This is a genomic window from Nocardioides sp. (genome assembly GCF_044226305.1).
Lineage (GTDB): Bacteria > Actinomycetota > Actinomycetes > Propionibacteriales > Nocardioidaceae > Nocardioides.
The window spans coordinates 102,943-124,910 of sequence record NZ_JBGAHF010000006.1 but is presented as its reverse complement, the minus strand read 5'-3'; the positions used below and the strand labels follow the sequence as shown (position 1 = coordinate 124,910).

Genomic DNA, 21,968 nt, shown 5'->3' with positions numbered 1-21,968 from the left:
GGCAGGTGGTACCCGAGCAGCTGGTGACGCAGTGCGGAGGATGTCGCCGCCACCCGAAGGCTTTGCGTCGCCCGTCCTGAGTTCCCGGGCGGACGACGTCGGACCGCTCGCGGCGTACCCGCCCGGGCGCTAGGAGTGCAGCACATGGCCGACGACGACCTCCGCGCCGAAGCGGACGAGACCACGGCCGAGGCGGCTCCCGCCGCCGACGCCCCCGCCGGCAAGCCGGCGAAGAAGGCGGCCGCCAAGAAGGCGCCCGCCAAGAAGACCGCCGCCAAGAAGGCGCCGGCGAAGCGGACCACGAAGAAGGCCGCCGCCACCCCCGCCGCGGAGACCGTGGAGCCGGCCGTGGAGCCGGCCGTGGAGCCGGCCGTGGAGCCGGCCGTGGAGCCGGCCGTGGAGCCGGCCGTGGAGCCGGCCGTGGAGCCGGCCGCCGGCGAGCCCGAGGCGGCCCCGGTCGCGAAGAAGGCGGCCCGGAAGGCGCCCGCGAAGCGGACCACGAAGAAGGCCGCCGCGGCGGAGCCCCAGCCCGCCGAGGCCGCCGTCGAGGCGCCGCACGGCGATCCGCTGGCCGAGGACGCCCCGGCCGGTGCGCCGGCGGTGCTGTTCCAGCCGCCGACGGTCACCACGACCACGCGCCGCCGGATCCGCAAGACAACGGAGCCCGCCGAGTCGCCCGCCGGGGAGACCGCGCCGGTCACCGACGAGCCGGCCGCGGACGCCGAGGCAGAGAAGCCGGCCACGAAGGCCGCCGCGAAGAAGACCACGGCCAAGAAGAGCGCCGCGAAGAAGTCGACGACGAAGAAGAAGGCCGCCCCGGAGCCCGCCCAGGACGACCAGGCCGCGGCCCCGGAGGCCGACGAGGCGGAGGAGGCTCCCGCGGCCGAGAGCGCCGAGGGCTCCGAGGGCTCAGAAGGTGGCGAGGGCGGCGAGGGCGGTGCCCGGCGCCGCCGGCGCCGCGGCGGTCGACGCCGCCGGAAGTCGGGCGACTCGAGCGACTCCGGCTCGGGCGAGACCGCCGCCGAGAGCGCCGACGGCGACGAGACCGCGGGCGCCGAGGCCACCGAGGACGCGGCCGCCGCGGACGACAGCACCGGCGAGGGCGGCACCTCGCGCCGCCGCCGGCGCCGGCGCCGGTCGGGCGAGGACGGCGGCGAGGGCGGGGACGACCCCGACAACACCGTCACCCGGGTCCGCAGCCGCCGGTCGGCGGAGGACGAGATCACGGCCGTCGCGGGTTCCACCCGCCTCGAGGCCAAGAAGCAGCGCCGCCGGGAGGGCCGGGAGGCCGGCCGGCGTCGTGCGCCCATCGTCAGCGAGGCCGAGTTCCTGGCCCGCCGGGAGTCCGTCGACCGGGTGATGGTGATCCGCCAGCGCGACGACCTCACCCAGATCGGCGTGCTGGAGGACAAGGTCCTCGTCGAGCACTACGTCGCCCGCGAGTCGCAGACCTCCCTCATCGGCAACGTCTACCTCGGCCGGGTCCAGAACGTGCTGCCTTCGATGGAGGCCGCGTTCATCGACATCGGCAAGGGCCGCAACGCGGTCCTGTACGCCGGCGAGGTCAACTGGTCGGCGCTCGGTCACAAGGACGGTCAGCCGCGCAAGATCGAGTCCGTGCTCTCGTCGGGCCAGACGGTCCTGGTCCAGGTCACCAAGGACCCGATCGGCCACAAGGGCGCCCGGCTCACCAGCCAGATCAGCCTCGCGGGCCGGTTCCTCGTCTACGTCCCGGACGGCACGACGAGCGGCATCTCCCGCAAGCTGCCCGACACCGAGCGCAACCGCCTCAAGACCCTGCTCAAGGAGATCGTCCCGGACACCGCCGGCGTCATCGTGCGCACCGCGGCCGAGGGTGCCAGCGAGGACGAGCTGACCCGCGACGTCGAGCGGCTCAAGGCGCGCTGGGAGGACATCGAGGGCAAGGCCAAGGGCAGCGCCCCGCAGCTGCTCTACGGCGAGCCGGACCTGACCCTCAAGGTGGTCCGCGACCTCTTCACCGAGGACTTCAGCAAGCTCGTGATCCAGGGCGACGACGCGTGGGACACCGTGCAGAGCTACGTGCAGCACGTCGCGCCCGACCTCGAGCCGCGGCTCGAGCGCTACGACCCCGGGGCCGACGGCGCCCGCGGCAAGGCCGACGTCTTCGCCGAGTACCGCATCGACGAGCAGATCGCCAAGGGCCTGGACCGCAAGGTCTGGCTGCCCTCGGGCGGCTCGCTGATCATCGACCGCACCGAGGCGATGACGGTCGTCGACGTCAACACCGGCAAGTTCACCGGCTCCGGCGGCAACCTCGAGGAGACCGTCACCAAGAACAACCTCGAGGCGGCCGAGGAGATCGTGCGCCAGCTCCGGCTGCGCGACATCGGCGGCATCATCGTCGTCGACTTCATCGACATGGTGCTCGAGTCCAACCGGGACCTGGTCCTGCGCCGTCTCGTCGAGTGCCTCGGCCGGGACCGCACCCGCCACCAGGTCGCCGAGGTCACCTCGCTGGGCCTGGTGCAGATGACCCGCAAGCGGATCGGCACCGGCCTGCTGGAGTCGTTCAGCGAGAACTGCGAGCACTGCCAGGGCCGCGGCGTGGTCATCTCCGAGCAACCGGTCGAGCCCAAGCGCGGCGACGACGAGTCCCGCCGCGGGGGCGGCAGCAGCGGTCGCCGCGGCGGCCGTCGCGGTCGCGGGGGTGAGGGTGGTGCCAAGGAGCAGGAGCAGCCGAGGACGCCGCCGGCCCCGCCGTCGCCCAAGGACCTCGCCGCGATGGCCCCGCGCCCGGAGACCGCGGCCGAGTCCCCGGCCGAGTCCCCGGCTGAGTCCCCGGCCGAGGCGCCGGCCGACGAGGCGGCGCGCGCTCCCGAGGCCGGGACCGAGCCGACCACGGTCGAGACCCCCGAGCCGGCCGCGGTCGAGGCTCCCGCGGCCGTCGAGCCCGAGCAGCCGAAGGTCACCACCCGGACCCGGCGCCGCAGCGCCAGCAGGCCTGCCGGTGAGCCGACGCCGGTCGCGCACCAGGACCCGGCTCCCGCGGCGGCCCCCGAGCCGACCCCCGAGCCGACCCCGGACCCGGTGGCGTCCCCGACGCCGGAGCCCGCGGCCGAGGTCGCTGAGCCCGAGCCGCCGAAGGTCGTCACGCGGACCCGGCGCCGCAGCGCCAGCCGCCCCGCCGGCCCGCCGGTGGACCAGCCCGCGGCGCAGGCCGTGGCGCCGTCCGGCTCGATCGGCAGCGTCGGTTCGCCGCCCGCGCACGGGGCGGTCGAGCCCGGCACCGCCGAGACCGACGCCGGTGGCCCCGCCGGCTCCGGTCCGGAGGCCGAGACCCTCGACGGGGAGAGCCCCAACGTCGAGCACGTCCCGGTCAAGAAGAAGGGCTCCCGGAAGCGCTGACCACCGTGGGCTGCGCCGGTGCGGACCGGCGCAGCCCCGGGGTGTTCACCACGGTGACCAGCACCGACGCCACGGCCACGACGCCCATCGCATGAGCGGGGGAGACGACCGTGGCCGCCAGGCCGCCGAGCAGCGCGCCGATCGCCTGCCAGACCATCAGGCCGGTGCCGTAGAGCCCCATCGCCTGCCCCTGGACCGCGGGGTCGGTGTGCTGGAAGAGCCGCTCCTGGAGCGGCAGGCCGGCGGCGTACCCCACCGACGCCACGAACGCCACGGCGACCGTCACGGTGGCCGGTGGTGACAGCAGCAGCAGGAGGTACGGCGCCGCCAGCGTGAGCCGCAGCGGTCCGATGAGCGCGTCCCGGCGCGCGGGGGACACGAACCGGCCCACGACCAGGTCGCCGAGCATCATCCCGGCGGCCGCGGCGGCGAAGAGGTAGCCGGCCACGGAGCCGTGCCCGTAGGGCACGAACAGCGCCTCGGCCCCGACGACCAGCCCGTTGGGCACCCACATCGCGACGTAGAGCGCCCGGGTGGTGCGCGAGCCGAGCAGCACCCGGTTGACCGCGGCGGTGCGGCGCACGACGTTGCCGCCCCCGGAGCGGCCGCGGGCCGGCCGGTCGGCGAGCCCGAGCCGCAGGTTCAGCAGGCACACGGCGTCGGCCATGGCGGCGACCAGGAAGAGGTCGCGGGCCGAGAGCCACAGCAGGGCGACCCCGCCGAGCCCGTAGCCGACGACCTGCATGCCGCCGACGGCCAGGTTGAACGTCGAGCGGGCGAGCACGTAGGACCCCTCGGGCACGATCTCGCGGACGACGACCCACTGGGTGCCGGAGAACATCGCGTTGACGACGTACGGGATCGCGAGCAGCGCGAACCGGGCCTGCCACGGCACGCCCGGCACGGCCTGGAGGCTGTTGGCCACCAGCGGCGCCAGCATCTGCAGCATCAGCGCCGTCTGTGGCCGCACGGTGTCCGAGCTCGCCAGCAGCAGCTGTGACGCGACGAGGGAGACGAGCGGGCCGCCGAACATGGCGAGCGCCGTCAGGACCGGCGACCCGGTGGCCTCGTAGGTGATCGTCCCCAGTGCCAGGCCCGACGCCGCGACCGAGACCATGACCACGCACCGGTTGAGGAACAGGACCCGGAACTCCCGGATGGCGAACAGCTCGCGGTAGGTCGGCACGGCTGCAGTCTGCGGACGACCGGTCGGGCTGCGACAATGATTCGCGAGGAGGCGAAACATGGGGACCTGGCTGGTGCCGGCGGACCTGCTCGCGCGGAGCGGGTTCCGGCTCTCGCCGCTCAACGAGACCGTGGCGGCGATGACCCTGCTGGACGCGCCGACCCCCCTCGGCGCGCCGTGGCAGCGCTCCTTCCATGCCAGCCACCGCGAGGCGTACGCCGAGATGCTGGCCGCCGACCCGGTCCGCGCTGCGCTCGCGGGCAGCCTGTGGCGACCGCGCCAGGGCGGCCGGGCGGGGTGGATGGCGGACTTCCTGACCCTGCCGCCGCTCGGGGAGGGCGCCGGGTTCGAGGACGAGCTCGCCCAGCTGCGGACCTGGGACGACGCGCGGATGCGCGCGGAGATCCTCGGCCTGCGCCCGGGACCGCTCCCGCCGGCCCTCGAGCGGCCCGGGCTGCGCGAGGCCGTGGCCGACCTGCTGACCTGGGTGTGGACGGCCACGGTCGCCGCGGACTGGCCGCGGCGGCGCCGGGTCCTCCAGGCCGACGTCGTGGCCCGGACCAACCGGCTCGCCACCCAGGGCTGGGCCGGCGTCGTCCCGACGCTCGGCCGGCGGATGGAGTGGCGGGGCGGCGGCCACCTGCAGATCAACTCCTACGACCTGCCGACCCGCGACCTGTCCGGGGCGCGGGAGCTGTCCTTCGTCCCGGTGCACAGCAACGGCCAGTGGGTCTGCTGGGACCTGCCGGACCGGTTCGCGGTCGTCTACCCGGTCACCGGGGCGCAGGCTCCGGCCGACCGGGCCGCCGCCGGCGGGCTGGCCCGGCTGGTCGGCGCCAACCGGGCCCGGGTCCTCGAGCTGCTCGACGAGCCGCACTCCACGACCCAGCTGGCCGCGCTGACCGGGCTGCCGCTGGGGGCGGTCGGCAACCACCTGCGGGTGCTCCGCGACGCCGGCGCGGTGCTGCGTCGACGATCCGGCCGGGAGGTGCTCTACTGGAGGACGGCGCTCGGCGACGAGCTGGTAGCCGCCGGCCGGTAGCACCGCGGCTCGGGGTCCACGGACGACGTTTTGCCCGATCGGTGCCCGATCCGTAGTATTGACCCTCGGTGCGCGCTCGGTAGCGCGCCCTCCTGTGCGGCGCCGAGAGCCTGGCGCGCCAGACCCGAACCCAGCTTGGACCCGACGAAGGAGACCGCGGTGTACGCGATCGTGCGCGCAGGCGCCACCCAGCAGAAGGTTGCCGTGGGCGACGTCATCGAGATCGACAAGATCACGACCGGGGTCGGCGAGTCGGTGACCCTCCCCGTGGTCCTCGTCGTCGACGGTGAGCAGGTCACCTCCGACGCCGCGAAGCTCGGCAAGGCCTCCGTGACCGCCGAGGTCCTCGGTGCCACCAAGGGCCCCAAGATCATCATCCAGAAGTACAAGAACAAGACCGGCTACAAGAAGCGCCAGGGTCACCGCCAGAAGTACACCCAGGTCAAGGTCACCGCGATCAACGCCTGATCGCCCCACCGACTCCCTCGAAGGACTGAAGAGATGGCACACAAGAAGGGCGCCGCGTCCACCAAGAACGGCCGCGACTCCAACTCGCAGCGGCTGGGCGTCAAGCGCTACGGCGGCCAGGTCGTCAACGCCGGCGAGATCATCGTCCGCCAGCGGGGGACCCACTTCCACCCGGGCAGCGGCGTCGGCCGCGGCGGTGACGACACGCTCTTCGCGCTGGTCGGCGGTGCGGTCGAGTTCGGCACCCGGCGCGGGCGCCGCGTCGTGAACATCGTCCCGGGCGAGTGACCTGGCGCTCACCCACCCTTATCTCGTAGCTCTGCGAGGGCGTCCTGACTCGGGACGCCCTCGCGGCATTTCTCAGGAGTACCGATGGCAGTCCCGACCTTCGTCGACCGGGTGACGCTGCACGTCAGCGCCGGGCGTGGCGGCAACGGTGTGGCCTCGGTGCACCGCGAGAAGTTCAAGCCGCTCGGCGGCCCCGACGGTGGCAACGGCGGCCCGGGCGGCTCGGTGATCCTGCGCGTCGACCCCGACGTCACCACGCTGCTGGACTACCACCACAGCCCGAAGCGTCGTGCCGAGCACGGCGGCCACGGCGCGGGCGCGCACCGCAACGGCGCGCACGGCTCCGACCTGGTGCTCCCGGTGCCCGACGGCACCCTGGTCACCGACCCGAAGGGCAACGTGCTCGCCGACCTGGTCGGCCCGGGCACCGAGCTGGTCGTCGCCCAGGGCGGCCGCGGCGGCCTGGGCAACGCCGCGCTGGCCTCCTCCAAGCGGAAGGCGCCGGGCTTCGCGCTGCTCGGCGAGCCGGGCGACGAGCTCGAGATCGTGCTCGAGCTCAAGGTGGTCGCCGACGTCGGCCTGGTCGGCTTCCCGAGCGCCGGGAAGTCCAGCCTGATCGCGGCGATCTCCCGGGCCCGGCCCAAGATCGCCGACTACCCGTTCACCACCCTGGTGCCGAACCTCGGGGTGGTGACGGCCGGCGACACGACGTTCACGGTCGCCGACGTCCCGGGGCTGATCGAGGGTGCCAGCGAGGGTCGCGGGCTCGGCCACGACTTCCTGCGCCACATCGAGCGCTGTGCGGCGATCGTGCACGTCATCGACACCGCGAGCATCGAGCCCGGCCGCAACCCGGTCGACGACCTCGACGTGATCGAGCGTGAGCTGTCGCGGTACGGCGGCCTCGAGGACCGTCCGCGCCTGGTGGCGCTCAACAAGATCGACGTCCCCGACGGGCGCGACATCGCGTCCTTCGTCGTCGACGAGCTGCGCGGTCGGGGGCTGCGCGTCTTCGAGGTGTCCGCCGCGTCGGGTGAGGGGCTGCGCGAGCTGACCTTCGCGATGGCCGGGATCGTCGACGCGGCCCGGCGCGCGAAGCCGACGGTCGAGGCGACCCGGATCGTGCTGCGCCCGCCGTCGGCCGACGGCAGCGACGAGTTCACCGTCAAGCTCACCGGCGACGGCTGGCGGGTGCGCGGCGAGAAGCCGGAGCGCTGGGTGCGGCAGACCGACTTCAGCAACGACGAGGCCGTCGGCTTCCTCGCCGACCGGCTCAACCGGCTCGGCGTGGAGACCCGGCTGGTCGAGCTCGGCGCGGAGGAGGGCGACGCGGTCCTGATCGGCCACCCCGACAACGCAGTCGTCTTCGACTTCAAGCCCGGCATCGACGCAGGCGCCGAGATGCTCGGTCGGCGCGGCGAGGACCAGCGCTTCGACGACTCCCGCCCCGCGGCCCGCCGGCGCCGCGCGATCGACGAGCTGATGGACGAGCGTGCCGAGGGGGAGACCCGCGCCGACGTCGCGCGGCGGCTCGACAAGCCCGAGCGGCAGGGGCCGACGTCGTACGAGATCGGCAGCGCCGACGACCCCGACTGGTCCGAGGACGACCCCGGAGAGTGAGCACGGGATGAGCATGCGCGCCGAGGTGACCGGGGCGAGGCGGGTCGTCGTCAAGGTCGGCTCCTCCTCGCTCACGACCGCGGCCGGGGGGATCGACCCGGCCCGGGTGCAGGACCTGGTCGACGTCCTCGCGGCCCGCCGTGCGGCCGGGGTCGAGGTCGTGCTGGTCTCCTCGGGTGCGATCGCGGCCGGCCTGGCGCCGCTCGGGCTGAAGCGGCGGCCGCGCGGGCTCGCCGCGCAGCAGGCGGCGGCCTCGGTCGGCCAGGGGCTGCTGGTGCACCGCTACACCGAGGAGCTGGCCCGGCACGGCGTGATCGCCGGGCAGGTGCTGCTCACGGTCGACGACGTGACCCGGCGCTCCCACTACCGCAACGCCTACCAGACCTTCGCCAAGCTGCTCGACCTCGGCGTCCTGCCGATCGTCAACGAGAACGACACCGTCGCCACCAGCGAGATCCGGTTCGGCGACAACGACCGGCTGGCCGCGCTGGTCGCCCACCTGGTGCACGCCGACCTGCTGGTGCTGCTCTCCGACGTCGACGGCCTCTACGACGCCGACCCGTCGCGTCCGGACAGCTCGCTGCTCCGCGACGTGCTGTCGGTCGACGACCTCGGTGACGTGCGGATCGGCAGGACCGGGGCGGCCGGCCTCGGCACCGGCGGCATGCAGACGAAGGTGGACGCCGCCCGGATCGCCACCGGCGCCGGGATCCCCGTCGTGCTCACCTCCGCCGAGAAGACCGGCCCGGCGCTGGCCGGCGAACCGGTCGGCACCCTCTTCCACACCACCGGCCGGCGTCGCCCGACCCGGCTGCTGTGGCTGGCCCACGCCACCGAGCCGCAGGGCACGCTGGTGCTGGACGCGGGCGCGGTGCGCGCCGTCGTCGAGCGGCGCGCCTCCCTGCTGGCCGCCGGCATCACCGGCGTCCAGGGCACCTTCCTCGCCGGTGAACCGGTCGACCTCGCCGGCCCGGACGGCACCCCGGTCGCCCGCGGGCTGGTGAACTTCGACGCCGCCGAGCTCCCGGCCCTGCTCGGCCGCTCCTCGCACGACCTCAAGCGCGAGCTGGGGGCGGAGTACGAGCGCGAGGTCGTCCACCGCGACGACCTGGTGCTGCTCTGACCGGCTGAGCGCGACCGCTCAGTCGAGCACCTGGTCGAGGAAGTCGTCGATCGCGGCACGGACCCGATCGCCGTCGGCTCCGCGCAGCAGGGCGACCCCGTGGGTGCGTCCCGGGAGCACCACGACGGTCTCGTCGCCGGGGTGCAGCGCCTGAAGCCGGCGGGCGTCGGCGGCGTCGAAGAAGTGGTCCCTGTGGCTGCCGAGCTGGAGGAGGGGACCGTGCCACCGGGCGATCCCCGGGCGGAAGTCGAGACCGGGCAGCGTGAGCTCGCCCCCGAGGGAGAACACGCCGGCCGGCGCGGGCCGGAGCCGGTGCGCCTCGGACATGACCGTCGCACCTCCGAAGGACGCGCCACCGAACACCACCTCGCGCGCGCCCGCCTCGCGGAGCGCGTGGGCGGCGAGGGCGGGCAGCTCGGCCCGGGGGTCGGCCCAGCGGTCGAGGACGGCGACGCGGTGGCTGGTCGCCAGCTCCTCGGCGTACGGCAGCCACTGGCAGACGTCGCCGTCGTCCTCCGGTGCGAGCACGACCCCGGCCGTGCCGCTGCCGATCAGCAGCATGCCGACGCCGTTGCCGGCGCTGGTGGTGGTGGTGACGTACTCCCCGCCCGCGTCGTCGGCGCACCGGGGACGGGTCGGCATCGGGAAGCCCCGGTCGTCCACGGCCGGCGAGGGTGCGGCGGACGAGGGGGACGCGGACGCCGGCGGCTGGGCCTCCGGGGGCGAGGCGTCGTCGGAGGAGCAGCCGGTCGCCGCGGCGAGCACGACGCCGACCGCGCCCAGCACGGCCCGGCGGAGGAGTCCGGTCGTCATGCCCGAACCCTAGGTGGGTCTGCCGACACCGGGCCGGACCTGGGGAGAGCCGGTAGGTTCGGTGCGTGCGCGTGGGGGCGGTCGTGTTCTGGGTCGCCGTCGCCGTCCTCCTGGTCCCGGCGCTCGGGGTCACCTTCGCCCGGGCCGTGGAGCCGCAGCGGTCCTTCTGGCTGCTGGTGGAGGGGTTCACCCCCGTCGGGGTCGTGCTGTACGGCCTCGTGGTGCTGCTGCTGGCCGTCCGGCTGGTCGTGGTGCGGCGCTGGTGGACGTGGGCACTGGCCGCGGTCGCCCTGGCCGGCCTGCTCGTCCACTGCTGGTGGTTCGCGCCCCAGGTCAGCGGCGCGAACCCGCCCCCGGCGGCCGGGGCCGAGCCGATGGTGGTGATGACCTCCAACATCGCCCACGGGGCCGGCGACGCGACCGCACTCGTCCGCCTCGCCGAGAGCGAGCGGGCCGACGTCCTCGTGGTCGAGGAGATCACCGCCGCGGACCTGGCGGAGATGGACGCCGCCGGACTCGCGGACCTGCTGCCCCACCGCGTCGGCACCCCGGAGCCGGACAGCGACGGCACGATGGTCTTCGCGCTCGAGCGGCTGGGACCGGCCGAGGCGCTCGCCACCACGCACGGGGGCTGGGTGGTGGCGCTCGGCGACCTCACGCTCGTGGCCACGCACCCGCAGGCGCCGACCGTCCCCGAGGACTGGCGCGCCGACCACGCGGTGCTGCTCGCCACGGTCGAGGCCGACCACCCGGACCTGGTGGTCGGCGACCTGAACGCGACCAGCGACCACGCGCCGATGCGGGCCCTGGCCGACGCCGGCTACCGCGACGTCGGCGAGCTCGCCGACCAGGGCTGGCAGCCCACCTGGCCGGCCCAGGGGTCCTGGTCGCTGGGACTCCCGACCCCGCCGCTCGCGCAGATCGACCACGTGCTGGTCGGCCCGCGGCTGGCCGCGATCGGCATGCACACCGTCGACGTCCCGGGCAGCGACCACCGGGCGGTCGTCGCACTGGTGGCCCGCAAGTAGGCTGGAGGGCGCGATGACTCCCCACGAGACGACAGGGCAGGCCCGGACCGTCTACCTCGACCACGCCGCCACGACGCCGATGGTGCCGGCGGCGGTCGAGGCGATGTCGGCGCACCTGCTCGACGTGGGCAACGCCAGCTCGCTGCACGCCTCGGGCCGACGGGCCCGCCGGGTCGTCGAGGAGTCCCGCGAGACCATCGCGCAGGCGCTGGGGTGCCGGCCGGGGGAGGTCGTGTTCACCTCCGGCGGCACCGAGGCCGACAACCTCGCTGTCAAGGGCGTCTACTGGGCGCGGCGGGCCGCGGACCCGCGGCGCACCCGCATCCTGAGCACCGCGGTCGAGCACCACGCCGTCCTCGACCCGCTGCACTGGCTGGCCGAGGCCGGGGGCGCCGAGGTCGAGCTGCTGCCCGTCGACCGCGACGGCCGCCTCCACGTGGCCGCGCTGCGGGCGGCGATCGACCGCGACCCCGGCTCCGTCGCGCTCGTCACCGTGATGTGGGCCAACAATGAGGTCGGCACCCTCCAGCCGATCCACGAGGTCGTCGCCCTGGCGGCCGAGCACGGGATCCCGGTCCACACCGACGCCGTCCAGGCCGTCGGCCACGTCCCGGTCGACTTCGCGGCCTGCGGGGTCGACGCCCTCACCCTGACCGGCCACAAGCTCGGCGGGCCGTACGGCGTCGGCGCGCTCGTCGTCCGGCGCGAGCTGTCCGTCAGCCCGCTGGTGCACGGCGGCGGCCAGGAGCGCGACATCCGCAGCGGCACCCTGGACACGCCCGCGGTCGCCGGCTTCGCCGCCGCGGTGGAGCTCGCGGTCAAGCACCAGGCCGAGCACGCCACCCGGGTCGCCGCGCTGCGTGACGACCTCGTGCGGCGGGTGCTCGAGGTCGTCCCCGACGCCCACCTCCACGGGGCGGCCCTGGACCCCGCAGGCCGGCACCGGCTCCCCGGCAACGCCCACCTCGGCTTCCCCGGCTGCGAGGGCGACTCCCTGCTCATGCTGCTCGACGCCCGCGGCATCGAGACCTCGACCGGGTCCGCCTGCTCGGCGGGTGTGCCGCAGCCCTCGCACGTGCTGCTCGCGATGGGGTGCGACGAGGAGGCCGCGCGGCACTCGCTGCGCTTCTCCCTCGGCCACACCTCGGTGCCCGCCGACGTCGACGCGGTCGTCGAGGCGATCGGCCCGGTCGTCGAGCGGGCCCGGGCCGCGAGGCGCTGACGTGCGCGTGATCGCCGCCATGTCCGGCGGCGTCGACTCCGCCGTGGCCGCGGCCCGTGCGGCCGAGGCCGGGCACGACGTCACGGGCGTCCACCTCGCCCTGTCGCGCAACCCCGCGTCGTACCGCTCCGGCGCCCGCGGCTGCTGCACCATCGAGGACGCCAACGACGCCCGCCGGGCGGCCGACGTGATCGGCATCCCGTTCTACGTCTGGGACCTCAGCGAGCGCTTCCACGAGGACGTGGTCGAGGACTTCCTCGACGAGTACGCCGCCGGCCGGACGCCCAACCCGTGCCTGCGCTGCAACGAGAAGATCAAGTTCGCCGCCGTGCTCGACCGCGCGCTCGGCCTCGGGTTCGACGCCGTCGCCACCGGCCACTACGCGCAGCTGCGCACCGGCGCGGACGGCCTGGTCGAGATGCACCGCGCGGTCGACCACGGCAAGGACCAGTCCTACGTCCTCGGCGTGCTCGACCAGGAGCAGCTGCGGCACTCGCTGTTCCCGCTCGGCGGCTCCACGAAGGCCGAGGTGCGCCGGGAGGCCGCCGAGCGGGGCCTGCTGGTCGCCGACAAGCCGGACAGCCACGACATCTGCTTCGTCGCCGACGGCGACAACGCGGGCTGGCTGCGCGAGAAGCTCGGCGACCGGGCGCCGAACCACGGTGGCGACGTCGTCGACGAGTCCGGTGAGGTCGTCGGCGCCCACGAGGGCACCTATGCGTTCACGATCGGGCAGCGCCGCGGGCTGCGGCTGGGCCGACCGGCGCCCGACGGCCGGCCGCGCTTCGTGCTCGACATCGAGCCGGTCTCGGGCACCGTCACCGTGGGCCCGCGGGAGCGGCTCGCCGTGGACCGGCTCACCGGGGTCCGGCCGCGGTGGTGCGGCAGCGTCCCCGACCTGCTCGAGGGGACCGTCCAGCTGCGCGCGCACGGCGGGGAGCTGCCGGCGCGGGTGCGCGTCGGCGAGACCGTCGAGATCGAGCTGCTGGAGCCGGCGTACGGCATCGCGCCCGGCCAGGCGGCGGTCCTCTACGACGGCACCCGGGTCGTCGGCTCGGCGACCATCGCGAGCACGCGGTGAGCGTCGCCACGGGAGTCGGCTCCTTCCCCGGCGAGGACGTCCACGAGGCGCTGCGCGTCGTGCTCGGCGAGCTCGCGCCCGACCAGCAGGGCCTGCCGCACCTGCCCGAGCTCCCGGCGCGGGGCGCCACGGCCCAGATGACCGGGCGCGCCCTGGCGCTGGTCGCCGAGCTCGGCGCGGACCTCCAGCCGGCCGGCTGGCGGCTCACCGGCGGTGGTGGGGGTGTCGACCAGCGGCGCGCCCGCAGCCTGCTCGCCCAGGACCTCGACGCGCTCGAGGAGCGGGCCCAGGGCGCGACCGGCACGTTCAAGGTCCAGGTCGCCGGCCCCTGGACGCTCGCGGCCACCGTCGAGCGCCCGCGCGGCGACAAGGTGCTCGCCGACCACGGCGCCCGCCGTGAGCTCGCCCAGGCGCTGGCCGAAGGGCTGCGCGAGCACGTCGCCGACGTGCGACGCCGGCTCCCGGGCGTGGACCGCCTGGTCGTGCAGGTGGACGAGCCGGTGCTGCCGGCGGTCCTCGGGGGCCGGGTCCCCACCGCGTCGGGCTTCGGACGGCACCGCACGGTGCACCCCCCGGAGGCGTCGGCCGCCCTGGCGTGGGCGCTCGAGGCGATCGCCGGAGCGGGTGCGGAGCCCTGGGTGCACGGCTGCGCCGCCGGCCTGCCGGTCCGCCTGCTGCGGGGCGCCGGCGCGCAGGGGATCTCCGTGGACCTCGCCCAGCTCGGCGCCGCCGACCACGACGCGCTCGCCGAGGTCCTCGAGGAGGGCGGGACGGTCGCGCTCGGCGTGCTGCCCGCGACGGACCCGCCGGTCGCGCCGACCGACACCGAGGTCACCGAGTCGGCGCTGCGCTGGCTCGACATGCTCGGGCTCGACCCGGAGGAGACGGGTCAGCGGCTGGTGCTCACCCCGGCGTGCGGGCTCGCCGGTGCCTCGCCGGCCTGGGCCCGGCAGGCGCTCGGGCTGCTGAGCAGCGCCGCCGGTCACCTCTCCGGGTGAGGAATCGGGGGAGCCGAGGCCGGGTACCGGCCCGCCATGACCCACCTGACCGGCAAGACCGTGGCCATCATCGCGACCGACTTCGTCGAGGAGCCGGAGCTCGTCGAGCCCCGTGACGCGCTGCGCGAAGCGGGCGCGACCGTGAAGATCTACTCCTCCTCGACCGACCCGATCCAGGCGGTGCAGGGCGACACCGACCCGAGCGGGACGATCGACGTGGACGGCACCTTCGACGACCTCGACGCCGGTGCGATCCACGCCCTGGTCGTCCCCGGCGGCACCGTCAACGCCGACCGGATCCGGGTCGACCACCGGGCGCAGGACATCGTGCGCCGGGTGATGGAGGACCGCAGGCCGCTGGCGGCCATCTGCCACGGCCCCTGGTTGCTGGTCTCCGCCGGCCTGGTCCGCGGCCGCAGCCTCACCAGCTACCACAGCCTCGCCGACGACGTCCGCAACGCGGGTGGCACCTGGACCGACGAGGAGGTCGTCGTCGACGGCAACCTCATCACCAGCCGCGACCCGGACGACCTGCCCGCCTTCATCAAGGCGCTCGAGGACGCCCTGACCTGACGGGGACACCCCCGCTCGGGTCCCGCGACGTCATACGCCCTGGCTGCCGGAGCAGCCAGGGCGTATGACGTTGCGCGGGATCGGCCGTCAGCCGACGCGGCTCAGCAGACGTGGACGGGTGCCTCCGGCCCGTCGGTGGCCAGCTCCTGGTGCTTCACGTTGAGGAAGACCCAGGTGACCAGGGACGCGACCAGCATCAGCGCGGCCCCGAGCAGGAACGCGTCGGTCGCACCAGCGGTGAAGATCTGGTGGGCGGCGACCGTCTGCTGAGCCTCGGTGGCCTGCGCCCCCGCCTTCTGGGCCGCGGTGGCGAAGTCGGTGCCGAGGTCGGTCATCGTCTGCGTCGCGATGGTGGCGAGCAGCGAGAGACCGAGCGCCCCACCGACCTGCTGCATGGTGTTGAGGACGCCCGAGCCGATGCCGGAGTCCTCGGCGCGCAGGTGGTGCACCGCGGTGAGGGTCAGCGGCACGAAGGTCATCCCCATGCCGAACGACATCATCAGGATGTAGGGGAGGATGTCGGTCCAGTAGCCGGCCTGGACGTCGGCGGGCGGGAACGTCGTGCTGTGCGGGATCCGGGAGAACCCGAACAGAGCGACCGCCGCCAGCAGCGTGCCGAACCCGGCGAGGTAGCGCGGGTCGATCCGGTTGATGAGGTTCGAGGACAGGCCGGCCGCGAAGACCAGGCCGAAGCAGAACGGCAGGAAAGCGACGCCGGCCTGGATCGGGCTGTAGCCCATGACCTCCTGGATGTACTGGCTGAGGTAGAAGAACATCGCGAACATCGCGGCCGGGGCGAAGAACATCGCCACGAAGCTGGCCGCCCGGGTGCGGTTCATGAAGACCCGCACCGGGAGCAGCGGGTGCTCGACGCGGCGCTCGATGAGCAGGAAGCTCACCAGGAGCAGCAGGCCGGCGGCCAGGCTGGCGACGGTCCAGGTGTCGGTCCAGCCGTCGGTGCCCGCGCGGCTGATGCCGTAGACGATGCCGAGCAGGCCGAGGGTGCCGGTGACGGCGCCGGGCAGGTCGAGCTGGCCGGGGTGCGACTCGGACTCGGCCAGCAGGCGCGGGGCGAGCAGCGCGGTGACGATGCCGATCGGCACGTTGATCAGCAGGGTGAGCCGCCAGCCCTCGACGTCGAGGCCGAAGATGCTGTCGAGACCGGTCAGCCAGCCGCCGAGCAGCAGGCCGACGGCCGCGCCGACGCCCGACATCGCGGCGTAGACGGCGAAGGCGCGGTTGCGCAGCGGTCCGGCCGGGAACGTGGTCGTGATCAGGGCCAGGGCGGCCGGGGACGCCAGCGCGGCACCGAAGCCCTGGAGCGCCCGGGCCGCGAGCAGCAGGCCCTCGCTGGTGGCGAGGCCGCCGAGCAGGGACGCGACGCTGAAGACGATCAGGCCGGTCATGAAGATCTTGCGGCGGCCGTAGAGGTCGCCGAGCCGGCCGCCGAGCAGCAGCAGGCTGCCGAACGCCAGTGCGTAGCCGGTGACGACCCAGCGCAGGTTGGCCGGGGCGATGTCGAGGTCGTGCTGGATGAACGGCAGCGCGATGTTCACGATGGTGCCGTCGAGCACCACCATGAGCTGCGCCACCGAGATGAGCACCAGGGCCCATGCCAGGTGCTGCTTGGTGCCGGAGCTGGTGCCCTCGGCGTTGGCCACGTCGGTCATCGGGTCTTCCTTACTGGTGGGTGTGGGTCCGGGGACGGGCGACGGCGCAGGGAGTCGCCGCCGGCAGGATGATCTGGTCGATCACGCGGGTGATCAGGTCGGGCGTCGGCTCCTCGCCCATGACGAAGACCCGGTGCAGCACGATCCCGGCCAGGGCCGGCTCGAGCAGGGACAGGTCGATGTCGTCGCGCAGCTCACCGCGCTCGCGGGCCCGCTCCCAGATCTGCTGGGAGACGGCGATCTTGGGGCCGACGACCTCGGTGCGGAAGGCCTCGGCGAAGTCCGCGTCGCGGGCGATCGCGGTCAGCACGCTGGCGAACATCGCCACCGTGTCCGGGTCGACGAGGCCGCCCAGGCCGCAGAAGACGCCCATCAGGTCGCCGCGCAGGGAGCCGGTGTCGGGGAGCTCGGTCGGGCCCTTGCTGTGCTGGAGGGCGTCGATGACCAGGCTGACCTTGTTGGTCCAGCGGCGGTAGAGCGTCGCCTTCGAGGCCTTCGCCCGCGCGGCCACGGCGTCCATGGTGAGCCGGTCGTAGCCGACGTCCGCGAGGACCTCGAGGGTCGCCGACAGGATCTCGAGCTCGCGGTCGCCCTCGACGCGGGGCCGCTCGACGGGAGACATGCTCCGTCCTCCTCTGCGTAACACGGATGAAACGAAACGGTTTCGTTTCATCGCCGACAACACGCTACTGCGCGCCTCCATTCCGCCCAAGCCGATATTTCTCGGATCTTCTTCTCCACCGATCCTTGCGATGACCACCGACAGTCGCCGGTGGTGTTGTCGGCGGCTGCGGGCAGAATCGCCCCATGACGGACGCGCGTGAGGAGCACCGGCGGATCGCGGAGCAGGTCGAGGACGCGCGCTGGCGCTACTACGTCCTGGACAGCCCCACCATCGACGACGCCGAGTTCGACCGGCTGATGCGGCGGCTCGAGGAGCTCGAGGCGGAGCTGCCCGAGCTGCGCACCCCGGACTCGCCGACCCAGAAGGTCGGCGGCGCCGTCTCCACCGACTTCACCCCGGTCGACCACCTCCAGCGGATGGAGAGCCTCGACAACGCCTTCTCCTTCGAGGAGCTCGCGGCCTGGCACGCCCGGCTGGCCCGCGACGGGGTGACCGACCCGGCGCTGCTGTGCGAGCTCAAGGTCGACGGGCTCGCGATCAACCTGCTCTACGAGGGCGGTCGCCTGGTCCGCGCGCTGACCCGCGGCGACGGGACCACCGGCGAGGACGTCACCCCGAACGTCCGCACGATCGACAGCGTCCCGCACCGGCTGACCGGCACCGACGAGTTCCCCGTCCCCGAGCTGCTGGAGGTCCGGGGCGAGGTGTTCCTGCCCGTGACGTCCTTCGAGCGGCTCAACGAGGCGATGACGGAGGCCGGCAAGCCGGTCTTCGCCAACCCCCGCAACGCCGCCGCCGGGTCGCTGCGGCAGAAGGACCCGCGGGTGACCGCCAGCCGGGCGCTCGGGATGGTCTGCCACGGCATCGGCGCCCGGCGCGGCTTCGAGCCGGAGGCCCAGTCGCACGCCTACGAGGCGCTCGCCGCCTGGGGCCTGGCGACCTCCGACCAGGTCCGGGTGCTGCCCACCCTGGCGGACGTGGAGAAGTACGTCGAGAACGCCGGCGAGCACCGGCACACGATCGTCCCCTACGAGATCGACGGGGTCGTCATCAAGGTCGACGACGTGACGCTCCAGCGCCGGCTCGGCTCGACCAGCCGGGCACCCCGCTGGGCGATCGCCTTCAAGTACCCGCCCGAGGAGGTCAACGCCCGGCTCCTCGAGATCCGGGTCAACGTCGGCCGGACCGGCCGGGTGACGCCGTACGGCGTGATGGAGCCGACCAAGGTCGCCGGCTCGACCGTCGAGAACGCCACCTTGCACAACGCCCACGAGGTGAAGCGCAAGGACGTGCGCCCCGGCGACACCGTGGTGCTCCGCAAGGCCGGCGACGTCATCCCCGAGATCCTCGGCCCGGTGCTGCCGCTGCGCCCCGAGGGGCTCGCGGAGTGGGTGATGCCCACCGAGTGCCCCGCGTGCGGCACGCCGTTGGCCCAGCAGAAGGAGGGCGACAAGGACCTGCGCTGCCCCAACCACCGGCACTGCCCGGCCCAGGTGCGCGAGCGGGTCTTCCACGTCGCCGGCCGCGGCGCCTTCGACATCGAGGGCCTCGGCTACGAGGCCGCCGCGGCGCTGCTCGACGCGCAGGTGATCGCCAACGAGGGTGACGTCTTCGACCTCGACGCCGCGACGCTGGTGCAGGCGCCGCTGTTCACCCGCGCCCCCAAGAAGGGCGAGGACGGTCCGCAGCTCAGCGCCAACGGCCAGCGGCTGCTCGACAACCTCGCCCGCGCCAAGCAGGTGCCGCTCTGGCGGGTGCTGGTCGCGCTCTCGATCCGCCACGTCGGCCCCACCGCCGCCCGGGCGCTGGCCTCGGAGTTCGGCTCCATGGACGCGATCCGGGCCGCCACGGAGGAGCAGCTCGCGGCCGCCGAGGGCGTCGGACCGACCATCGCCGAGGCCGTCATCGAGTGGTTCGCCGAGGACTGGCACGTCGAGATCGTCGAGAAGTGGAAGGCGGCCGGCGTCTCCCTGGAGGACGAGCGCGACGAGTCGGTGCCGCGCACCCTCGAGGGGCTCACGGTCGTGGTGACCGGGTCCCTGGTCGACTACAGCCGTGACTCCGCCAAGGAGGCGATCCTGGCCCGCGGCGGCAAGGCGGCCGGGTCGGTGTCGAAGAAGACCGACTACGTCGTCGTCGGCGACAACGCCGGCTCCAAGGCCGACAAGGCCGAGCAGCTCGGCGTCCCGATCCTCGACGAGGCCGGCTTCACGGCCCTCCTGGAGGGCGGCCCGGCCGCCCTCTGACCGGGCGCGGGACCAGTGGCCCGGCAGGGGGGACGTAGGCCCCTCCCCGGCGCCGCTCCCCGGCGCGCATGCTCGGGGCATCGGAGAGGGTCACGACGGAGGAGGCCGAGATGTTCCTCGCACTGATGATCGCGGGCGGGATCCTGGTGGTGACCGTGTTCGTGGTCCTGGTCCTGCGCGACTGGGGCCAGGGCGTCAGCCGCACCGAGGCCGAGCTCCACGAGCCCGGCGCCCGGACCGTCGCGTTCGACGTCCCGCCCGGCCGCGACCCGGCCGAGCTGATGGCCGTGCTCTCGCACGCCGGCTACCGGGCCATCGAGGAGAACCCCGGCCGGCTGCTCGTCGCCTGCCCGCAGGTCGACGACCCGGTCAAGGTGCGGATGCTGCTCGCCGGGGGGTGACCAGGGGGGAGTCATCCCTCGGCGAGGACCTGCTCGCGCAGGATGTCGCCGTGACCGGCGTGCCGGGCCAGCTCCTCGACCAGGTGCAGGTAGATCCACCGCAGCGTGAGCGGCCCGCGCCGGTTGTGCTGCGCGAGGTCGTCGAGCCCGTGCGCCGCCGCGATCTCGTCCGCCTCCGCCCAGGCCGCCCGGTACGACGCCCGCACCGACTCGACCGTGTCGTCGTCGGTGAGCAGCCAGCTGTCCTCGGCGGCCTCCGGCAGGCCGAGCTCGGCCCGGCTGCGCCCCGCCAGCGAGACGTGGAACCACACCTTCTCGACGAAGACCGCGTGCTTGACGATCGCCAGCGGGGAGGTCAGCGACGGCACCAGCCGCCGTCGCGCCTGCTCGTCGGTGAGCCCGTCGAGCACGCCGAGGATCTCGAGCCGGTTGTCGTGGAGGAACGCCTCGAGCTGCTCGCGCTCGGTGCCGGTCAGGGTGGCTTCGCTGCGGTAGTCGTCGGAGGACACGGGCTGGATCCTAGGGTCCACCGGTCGGAGCGTTGAGGCCGGAGTTGACCGACCCGCGCACGACGGTGACGCGATCACCCACGGGCGTGCCGGTGTCGTCGCACGCGCCGGTGGTCGGGCTGCACACGAGGACCGTGTCACGGTCGGCGCTGGGCGCCACCAGGTCCCCGTCCGGCGTCCAGCCGACCTCGGTCGGGTGCGCCGGCAGCTCGAGCGGCAGCCGGGCGCCGGTGGCGACGTCGTACACCCTGACCACGTCCTCGCTGCCGGTCTCGAGGTAGCGACCGTCCGGGGACACCGAGGCCGCCTGCGCGCCGTCGTCGGGGAACGACCCCACCAGTCTCCCGTCCGGGAGGGACCGCACCAACCACTCCGTGACGTGCTCGGGCGAGGCCTCGGACGAGGTGAGGTAGCCAGCGGGCCCGAAGGACTGGTCGAGGGTGAGCCCGATGTCCTGCTGAGGAAGGGACCCGGTCTCCCCGGTGTGCCGGTCCATCGTCAGCATCCGCTGGCCGCGCAGGAACACCACGTAGGGATCGCTCATGCCGAGTGCCACGGACGTCGAGCGGCCGCTCTCGAACGGCTCGCCCAGCGGTCGCTGCTCGTCGGTGGCCAGGTCCCACGTCACCAGCTGCCACGTGTGGTCGCCGGTGGACCGGGCGAAGACGATCTCGGGGGAGCGGGGGTCCGCCGCGACCCCTCCGAGGTGCCCGAGGTCCCGCGTCCTCCCGTCCGGCGTCACCAGCGTCACCACCTGCTGGGAGGTGTCGCCGTCGAGCGACCCGACGAGCACCCCCTGCGCCGTGTACAGCATCCCGACGGCGTCCGGGATCCGCACCGTGTGCCCGGCGATGTGGAGCCTGTCGTCGACGATCCAGGCACCCTGCTCCCGGTAGGCGGTTCGGTCCGCGGGGGAGATCGCGTCGCCGCCACCGGTCCAGCGGTCGACGGCGACGGTGGCCGCGACGGCCACGAGCGCCGCGGCGACCGCGCCGGCGAGCGCGGTGCGGGTCCGGCGCCGGCGCACCTCGCGGCGGCCCGCGGCGAGGACCCCGCCGGGCGCCGGCGGCACCGGGATCCCCCCGGCCTCGTCGTGGAGCAGGGTCGAGAGTCGGTCAGTCATGGGGGACTCCCTCGGTGGACGGGACGACGTCGTCACCCAGGACGATCCTGAGCCGGGTGAGCGCGTCGGAGGTCTGGCTCTTGACGGTGCCCTCGGAGATGCCGAGGGCGCGGGCGACCTCGCGCACGGGGAGGTCGTCGTAGTAGCGCAGCACGACCACGGCCCGCTGCCGGGGAGCGAGCGTGGCGAGCGCGTCGAGCAGGGCGGTCCGGGCCGTCGGGTCCTCCTCGACGCCGTGCTCGGGGAGCGTCTCGGTCGGGCGCTCGTTGCGCCAGGACCGCGTGCGGAACCAGCTGGCCGCGGTGTTCGCCAGCACCACCCGGGCGTACGCCGGAGCGGCGGCCCGGTCCCGCACCTTGCGCCACGAGGCGTAGGTCTTGGCCAGGGCCGTCTGGGCCAGGTCCTCGGCGAGCTGGTGGTCGCCCAGCATCAGGTACGCCGTGCGGTACAGACCCGGCCACGCCGCGTGGACGAGCTCGGTGAACTCGTCGTCCGTCAGCTGTCGTGCCATGGAACCCTCCTCGAGCGGTCAGCAGTCAAGACGCTGCGTCGCCCGGATCGGTTG

At 74.3% G+C, this 21,968-nt stretch carries 20 protein-coding genes; 13 read left to right on the top strand and 7 right to left on the bottom strand.

Annotated elements, in window-relative coordinates; all coding sequences use genetic code 11:
- Positions 1-144: 144 nt before the first annotated feature.
- Complete coding sequence (locus ACILQ5_RS08415) at positions 145-3,387, top strand: Rne/Rng family ribonuclease (RefSeq protein WP_395657538.1); 3,243 nt, start codon at positions 145-147, stop codon at positions 3,385-3,387.
- Here ACILQ5_RS08415 and ACILQ5_RS08410 read toward each other — a convergent pair.
- Entirely contained in the window at positions 3,359-4,573 is a 1,215-nt protein-coding gene (locus ACILQ5_RS08410) for a hypothetical protein (RefSeq protein ID WP_395657537.1), read from the bottom strand. The genes ACILQ5_RS08415 and ACILQ5_RS08410 overlap by 29 nt on opposite strands.
- A 58-nt stretch (positions 4,574-4,631) precedes the next feature.
- Here ACILQ5_RS08410 and ACILQ5_RS08405 point away from each other — a divergent pair, with 58 nt between their 5' ends.
- The 5 genes from ACILQ5_RS08405 (at position 4,632) to proB (ending at position 9,114) form a co-directional block, all read left to right on the top strand.
- Positions 4,632-5,615: an ArsR/SmtB family transcription factor gene (locus ACILQ5_RS08405; protein ID WP_395657536.1), complete on the top strand. Its 984-nt coding sequence runs from the start codon at positions 4,632-4,634 to the stop codon at positions 5,613-5,615.
- A gap of 159 nt (positions 5,616-5,774) precedes the next feature.
- Positions 5,775-6,083, top strand: coding sequence for a 50S ribosomal protein L21 (gene rplU, locus ACILQ5_RS08400; RefSeq protein ID WP_395657535.1), 309 nt, complete (start codon positions 5,775-5,777; stop codon positions 6,081-6,083).
- Between the two features lie 33 nt (positions 6,084-6,116).
- Positions 6,117-6,371 (top strand): 50S ribosomal protein L27, encoded by a 255-nt coding sequence (gene rpmA, locus ACILQ5_RS08395; protein ID WP_395657534.1) that lies wholly within the window; start codon positions 6,117-6,119, stop codon positions 6,369-6,371.
- Between the two features lie 84 nt (positions 6,372-6,455).
- The gene (gene obgE / locus ACILQ5_RS08390) at positions 6,456-7,991 is read left to right on the top strand and encodes a GTPase ObgE (RefSeq protein WP_395657533.1); all 1,536 of its coding nucleotides are present in this window, start codon (positions 6,456-6,458) and stop codon (positions 7,989-7,991) included.
- A 7-nt stretch (positions 7,992-7,998) separates the two neighbouring features.
- Positions 7,999-9,114: a glutamate 5-kinase gene (gene proB, locus ACILQ5_RS08385; protein WP_395657532.1), complete on the top strand. Its 1,116-nt coding sequence runs from the start codon at positions 7,999-8,001 to the stop codon at positions 9,112-9,114.
- Between the two features lie 18 nt (positions 9,115-9,132).
- On the opposite strand, the gene ACILQ5_RS08380 is transcribed toward proB, so the two are convergent.
- Positions 9,133-9,927 carry an alpha/beta hydrolase gene (locus ACILQ5_RS08380; protein ID WP_395657531.1) on the bottom strand — a complete coding sequence of 265 codons (795 nt, stop codon included), beginning with the start codon at positions 9,925-9,927 and terminating at the stop codon, positions 9,133-9,135.
- A 65-nt stretch (positions 9,928-9,992) separates the two neighbouring features.
- Between ACILQ5_RS08380 and ACILQ5_RS08375 the strand changes: the two genes are divergently transcribed.
- Genes ACILQ5_RS08375 through ACILQ5_RS08355 form a run of 5 tightly spaced genes read left to right on the top strand, consistent with a single transcriptional unit; the run spans position 9,993 to position 14,829 of the window.
- The gene (locus ACILQ5_RS08375) at positions 9,993-10,955 is read left to right on the top strand and encodes an endonuclease/exonuclease/phosphatase family protein (RefSeq protein WP_395657530.1); all 963 of its coding nucleotides are present in this window, start codon (positions 9,993-9,995) and stop codon (positions 10,953-10,955) included.
- A 13-nt stretch (positions 10,956-10,968) separates the two neighbouring features.
- On the top strand, positions 10,969-12,177 hold the full coding sequence (locus ACILQ5_RS08370) for a cysteine desulfurase family protein (protein WP_395657529.1): 1,209 nt from the start codon (positions 10,969-10,971) through the stop codon (positions 12,175-12,177).
- Position 12,178: 1 nt separating this feature from the next.
- Entirely contained in the window at positions 12,179-13,258 is a 1,080-nt protein-coding gene (gene mnmA, locus ACILQ5_RS08365; protein ID WP_395657528.1) for a tRNA 2-thiouridine(34) synthase MnmA, read from the top strand.
- Positions 13,255-14,256, top strand: coding sequence for a methionine synthase (locus ACILQ5_RS08360; RefSeq protein WP_395657527.1), 1,002 nt, complete (start codon positions 13,255-13,257; stop codon positions 14,254-14,256). Before mnmA ends, ACILQ5_RS08360 begins: the two co-directional genes overlap by 4 nt.
- 36 nt (positions 14,257-14,292) lie before the next feature.
- Entirely contained in the window at positions 14,293-14,829 is a 537-nt protein-coding gene (locus tag ACILQ5_RS08355) for a type 1 glutamine amidotransferase domain-containing protein (RefSeq protein WP_395657526.1), read from the top strand.
- A 101-nt stretch (positions 14,830-14,930) separates the two neighbouring features.
- Here the strand turns inward: ACILQ5_RS08355 and ACILQ5_RS08350 are convergent, their stop codons facing one another.
- Together ACILQ5_RS08350 and ACILQ5_RS08345 are read right to left on the bottom strand one after the other, a co-directional pair.
- Positions 14,931-16,499: an MFS transporter gene (locus ACILQ5_RS08350; protein ID WP_395657525.1), complete on the bottom strand. Its 1,569-nt coding sequence runs from the start codon at positions 16,497-16,499 to the stop codon at positions 14,931-14,933.
- A 10-nt stretch (positions 16,500-16,509) separates the two neighbouring features.
- A complete protein-coding gene (locus tag ACILQ5_RS08345; RefSeq protein WP_395657524.1) occupies positions 16,510-17,121 on the bottom strand; it encodes a TetR/AcrR family transcriptional regulator in 612 nt (203 codons plus the stop codon).
- Positions 17,122-17,306: 185 nt separating this feature from the next.
- Between ACILQ5_RS08345 and ligA the strand changes: the two genes are divergently transcribed.
- Positions 17,307-19,370, top strand: coding sequence for an NAD-dependent DNA ligase LigA (gene ligA, locus ACILQ5_RS08340; RefSeq protein WP_395657523.1), 2,064 nt, complete (start codon positions 17,307-17,309; stop codon positions 19,368-19,370).
- Between the two features lie 110 nt (positions 19,371-19,480).
- A complete protein-coding gene (locus ACILQ5_RS08335) occupies positions 19,481-19,771 on the top strand; it encodes a hypothetical protein (protein ID WP_395657522.1) in 291 nt (96 codons plus the stop codon).
- An 11-nt stretch (positions 19,772-19,782) separates the two neighbouring features.
- On the opposite strand, the gene ACILQ5_RS08330 is transcribed toward ACILQ5_RS08335, so the two are convergent.
- Genes ACILQ5_RS08330 through ACILQ5_RS08320 form a run of 3 tightly spaced genes read right to left on the bottom strand, consistent with a single transcriptional unit; the run spans position 19,783 to position 21,914 of the window.
- On the bottom strand, positions 19,783-20,280 hold the full coding sequence (locus tag ACILQ5_RS08330) for a DinB family protein (RefSeq protein WP_395657521.1): 498 nt from the start codon (positions 20,278-20,280) through the stop codon (positions 19,783-19,785).
- Positions 20,281-20,290: 10 nt separating this feature from the next.
- Complete coding sequence (locus ACILQ5_RS08325) at positions 20,291-21,403, bottom strand: WD40 repeat domain-containing protein (protein ID WP_395657520.1); 1,113 nt, start codon at positions 21,401-21,403, stop codon at positions 20,291-20,293.
- A complete protein-coding gene (locus tag ACILQ5_RS08320; RefSeq protein ID WP_395657519.1) occupies positions 21,396-21,914 on the bottom strand; it encodes a SigE family RNA polymerase sigma factor in 519 nt (172 codons plus the stop codon). Before ACILQ5_RS08320 ends, ACILQ5_RS08325 begins: the two co-directional genes overlap by 8 nt.
- Positions 21,915-21,968: the final 54 nt, after the last annotated feature.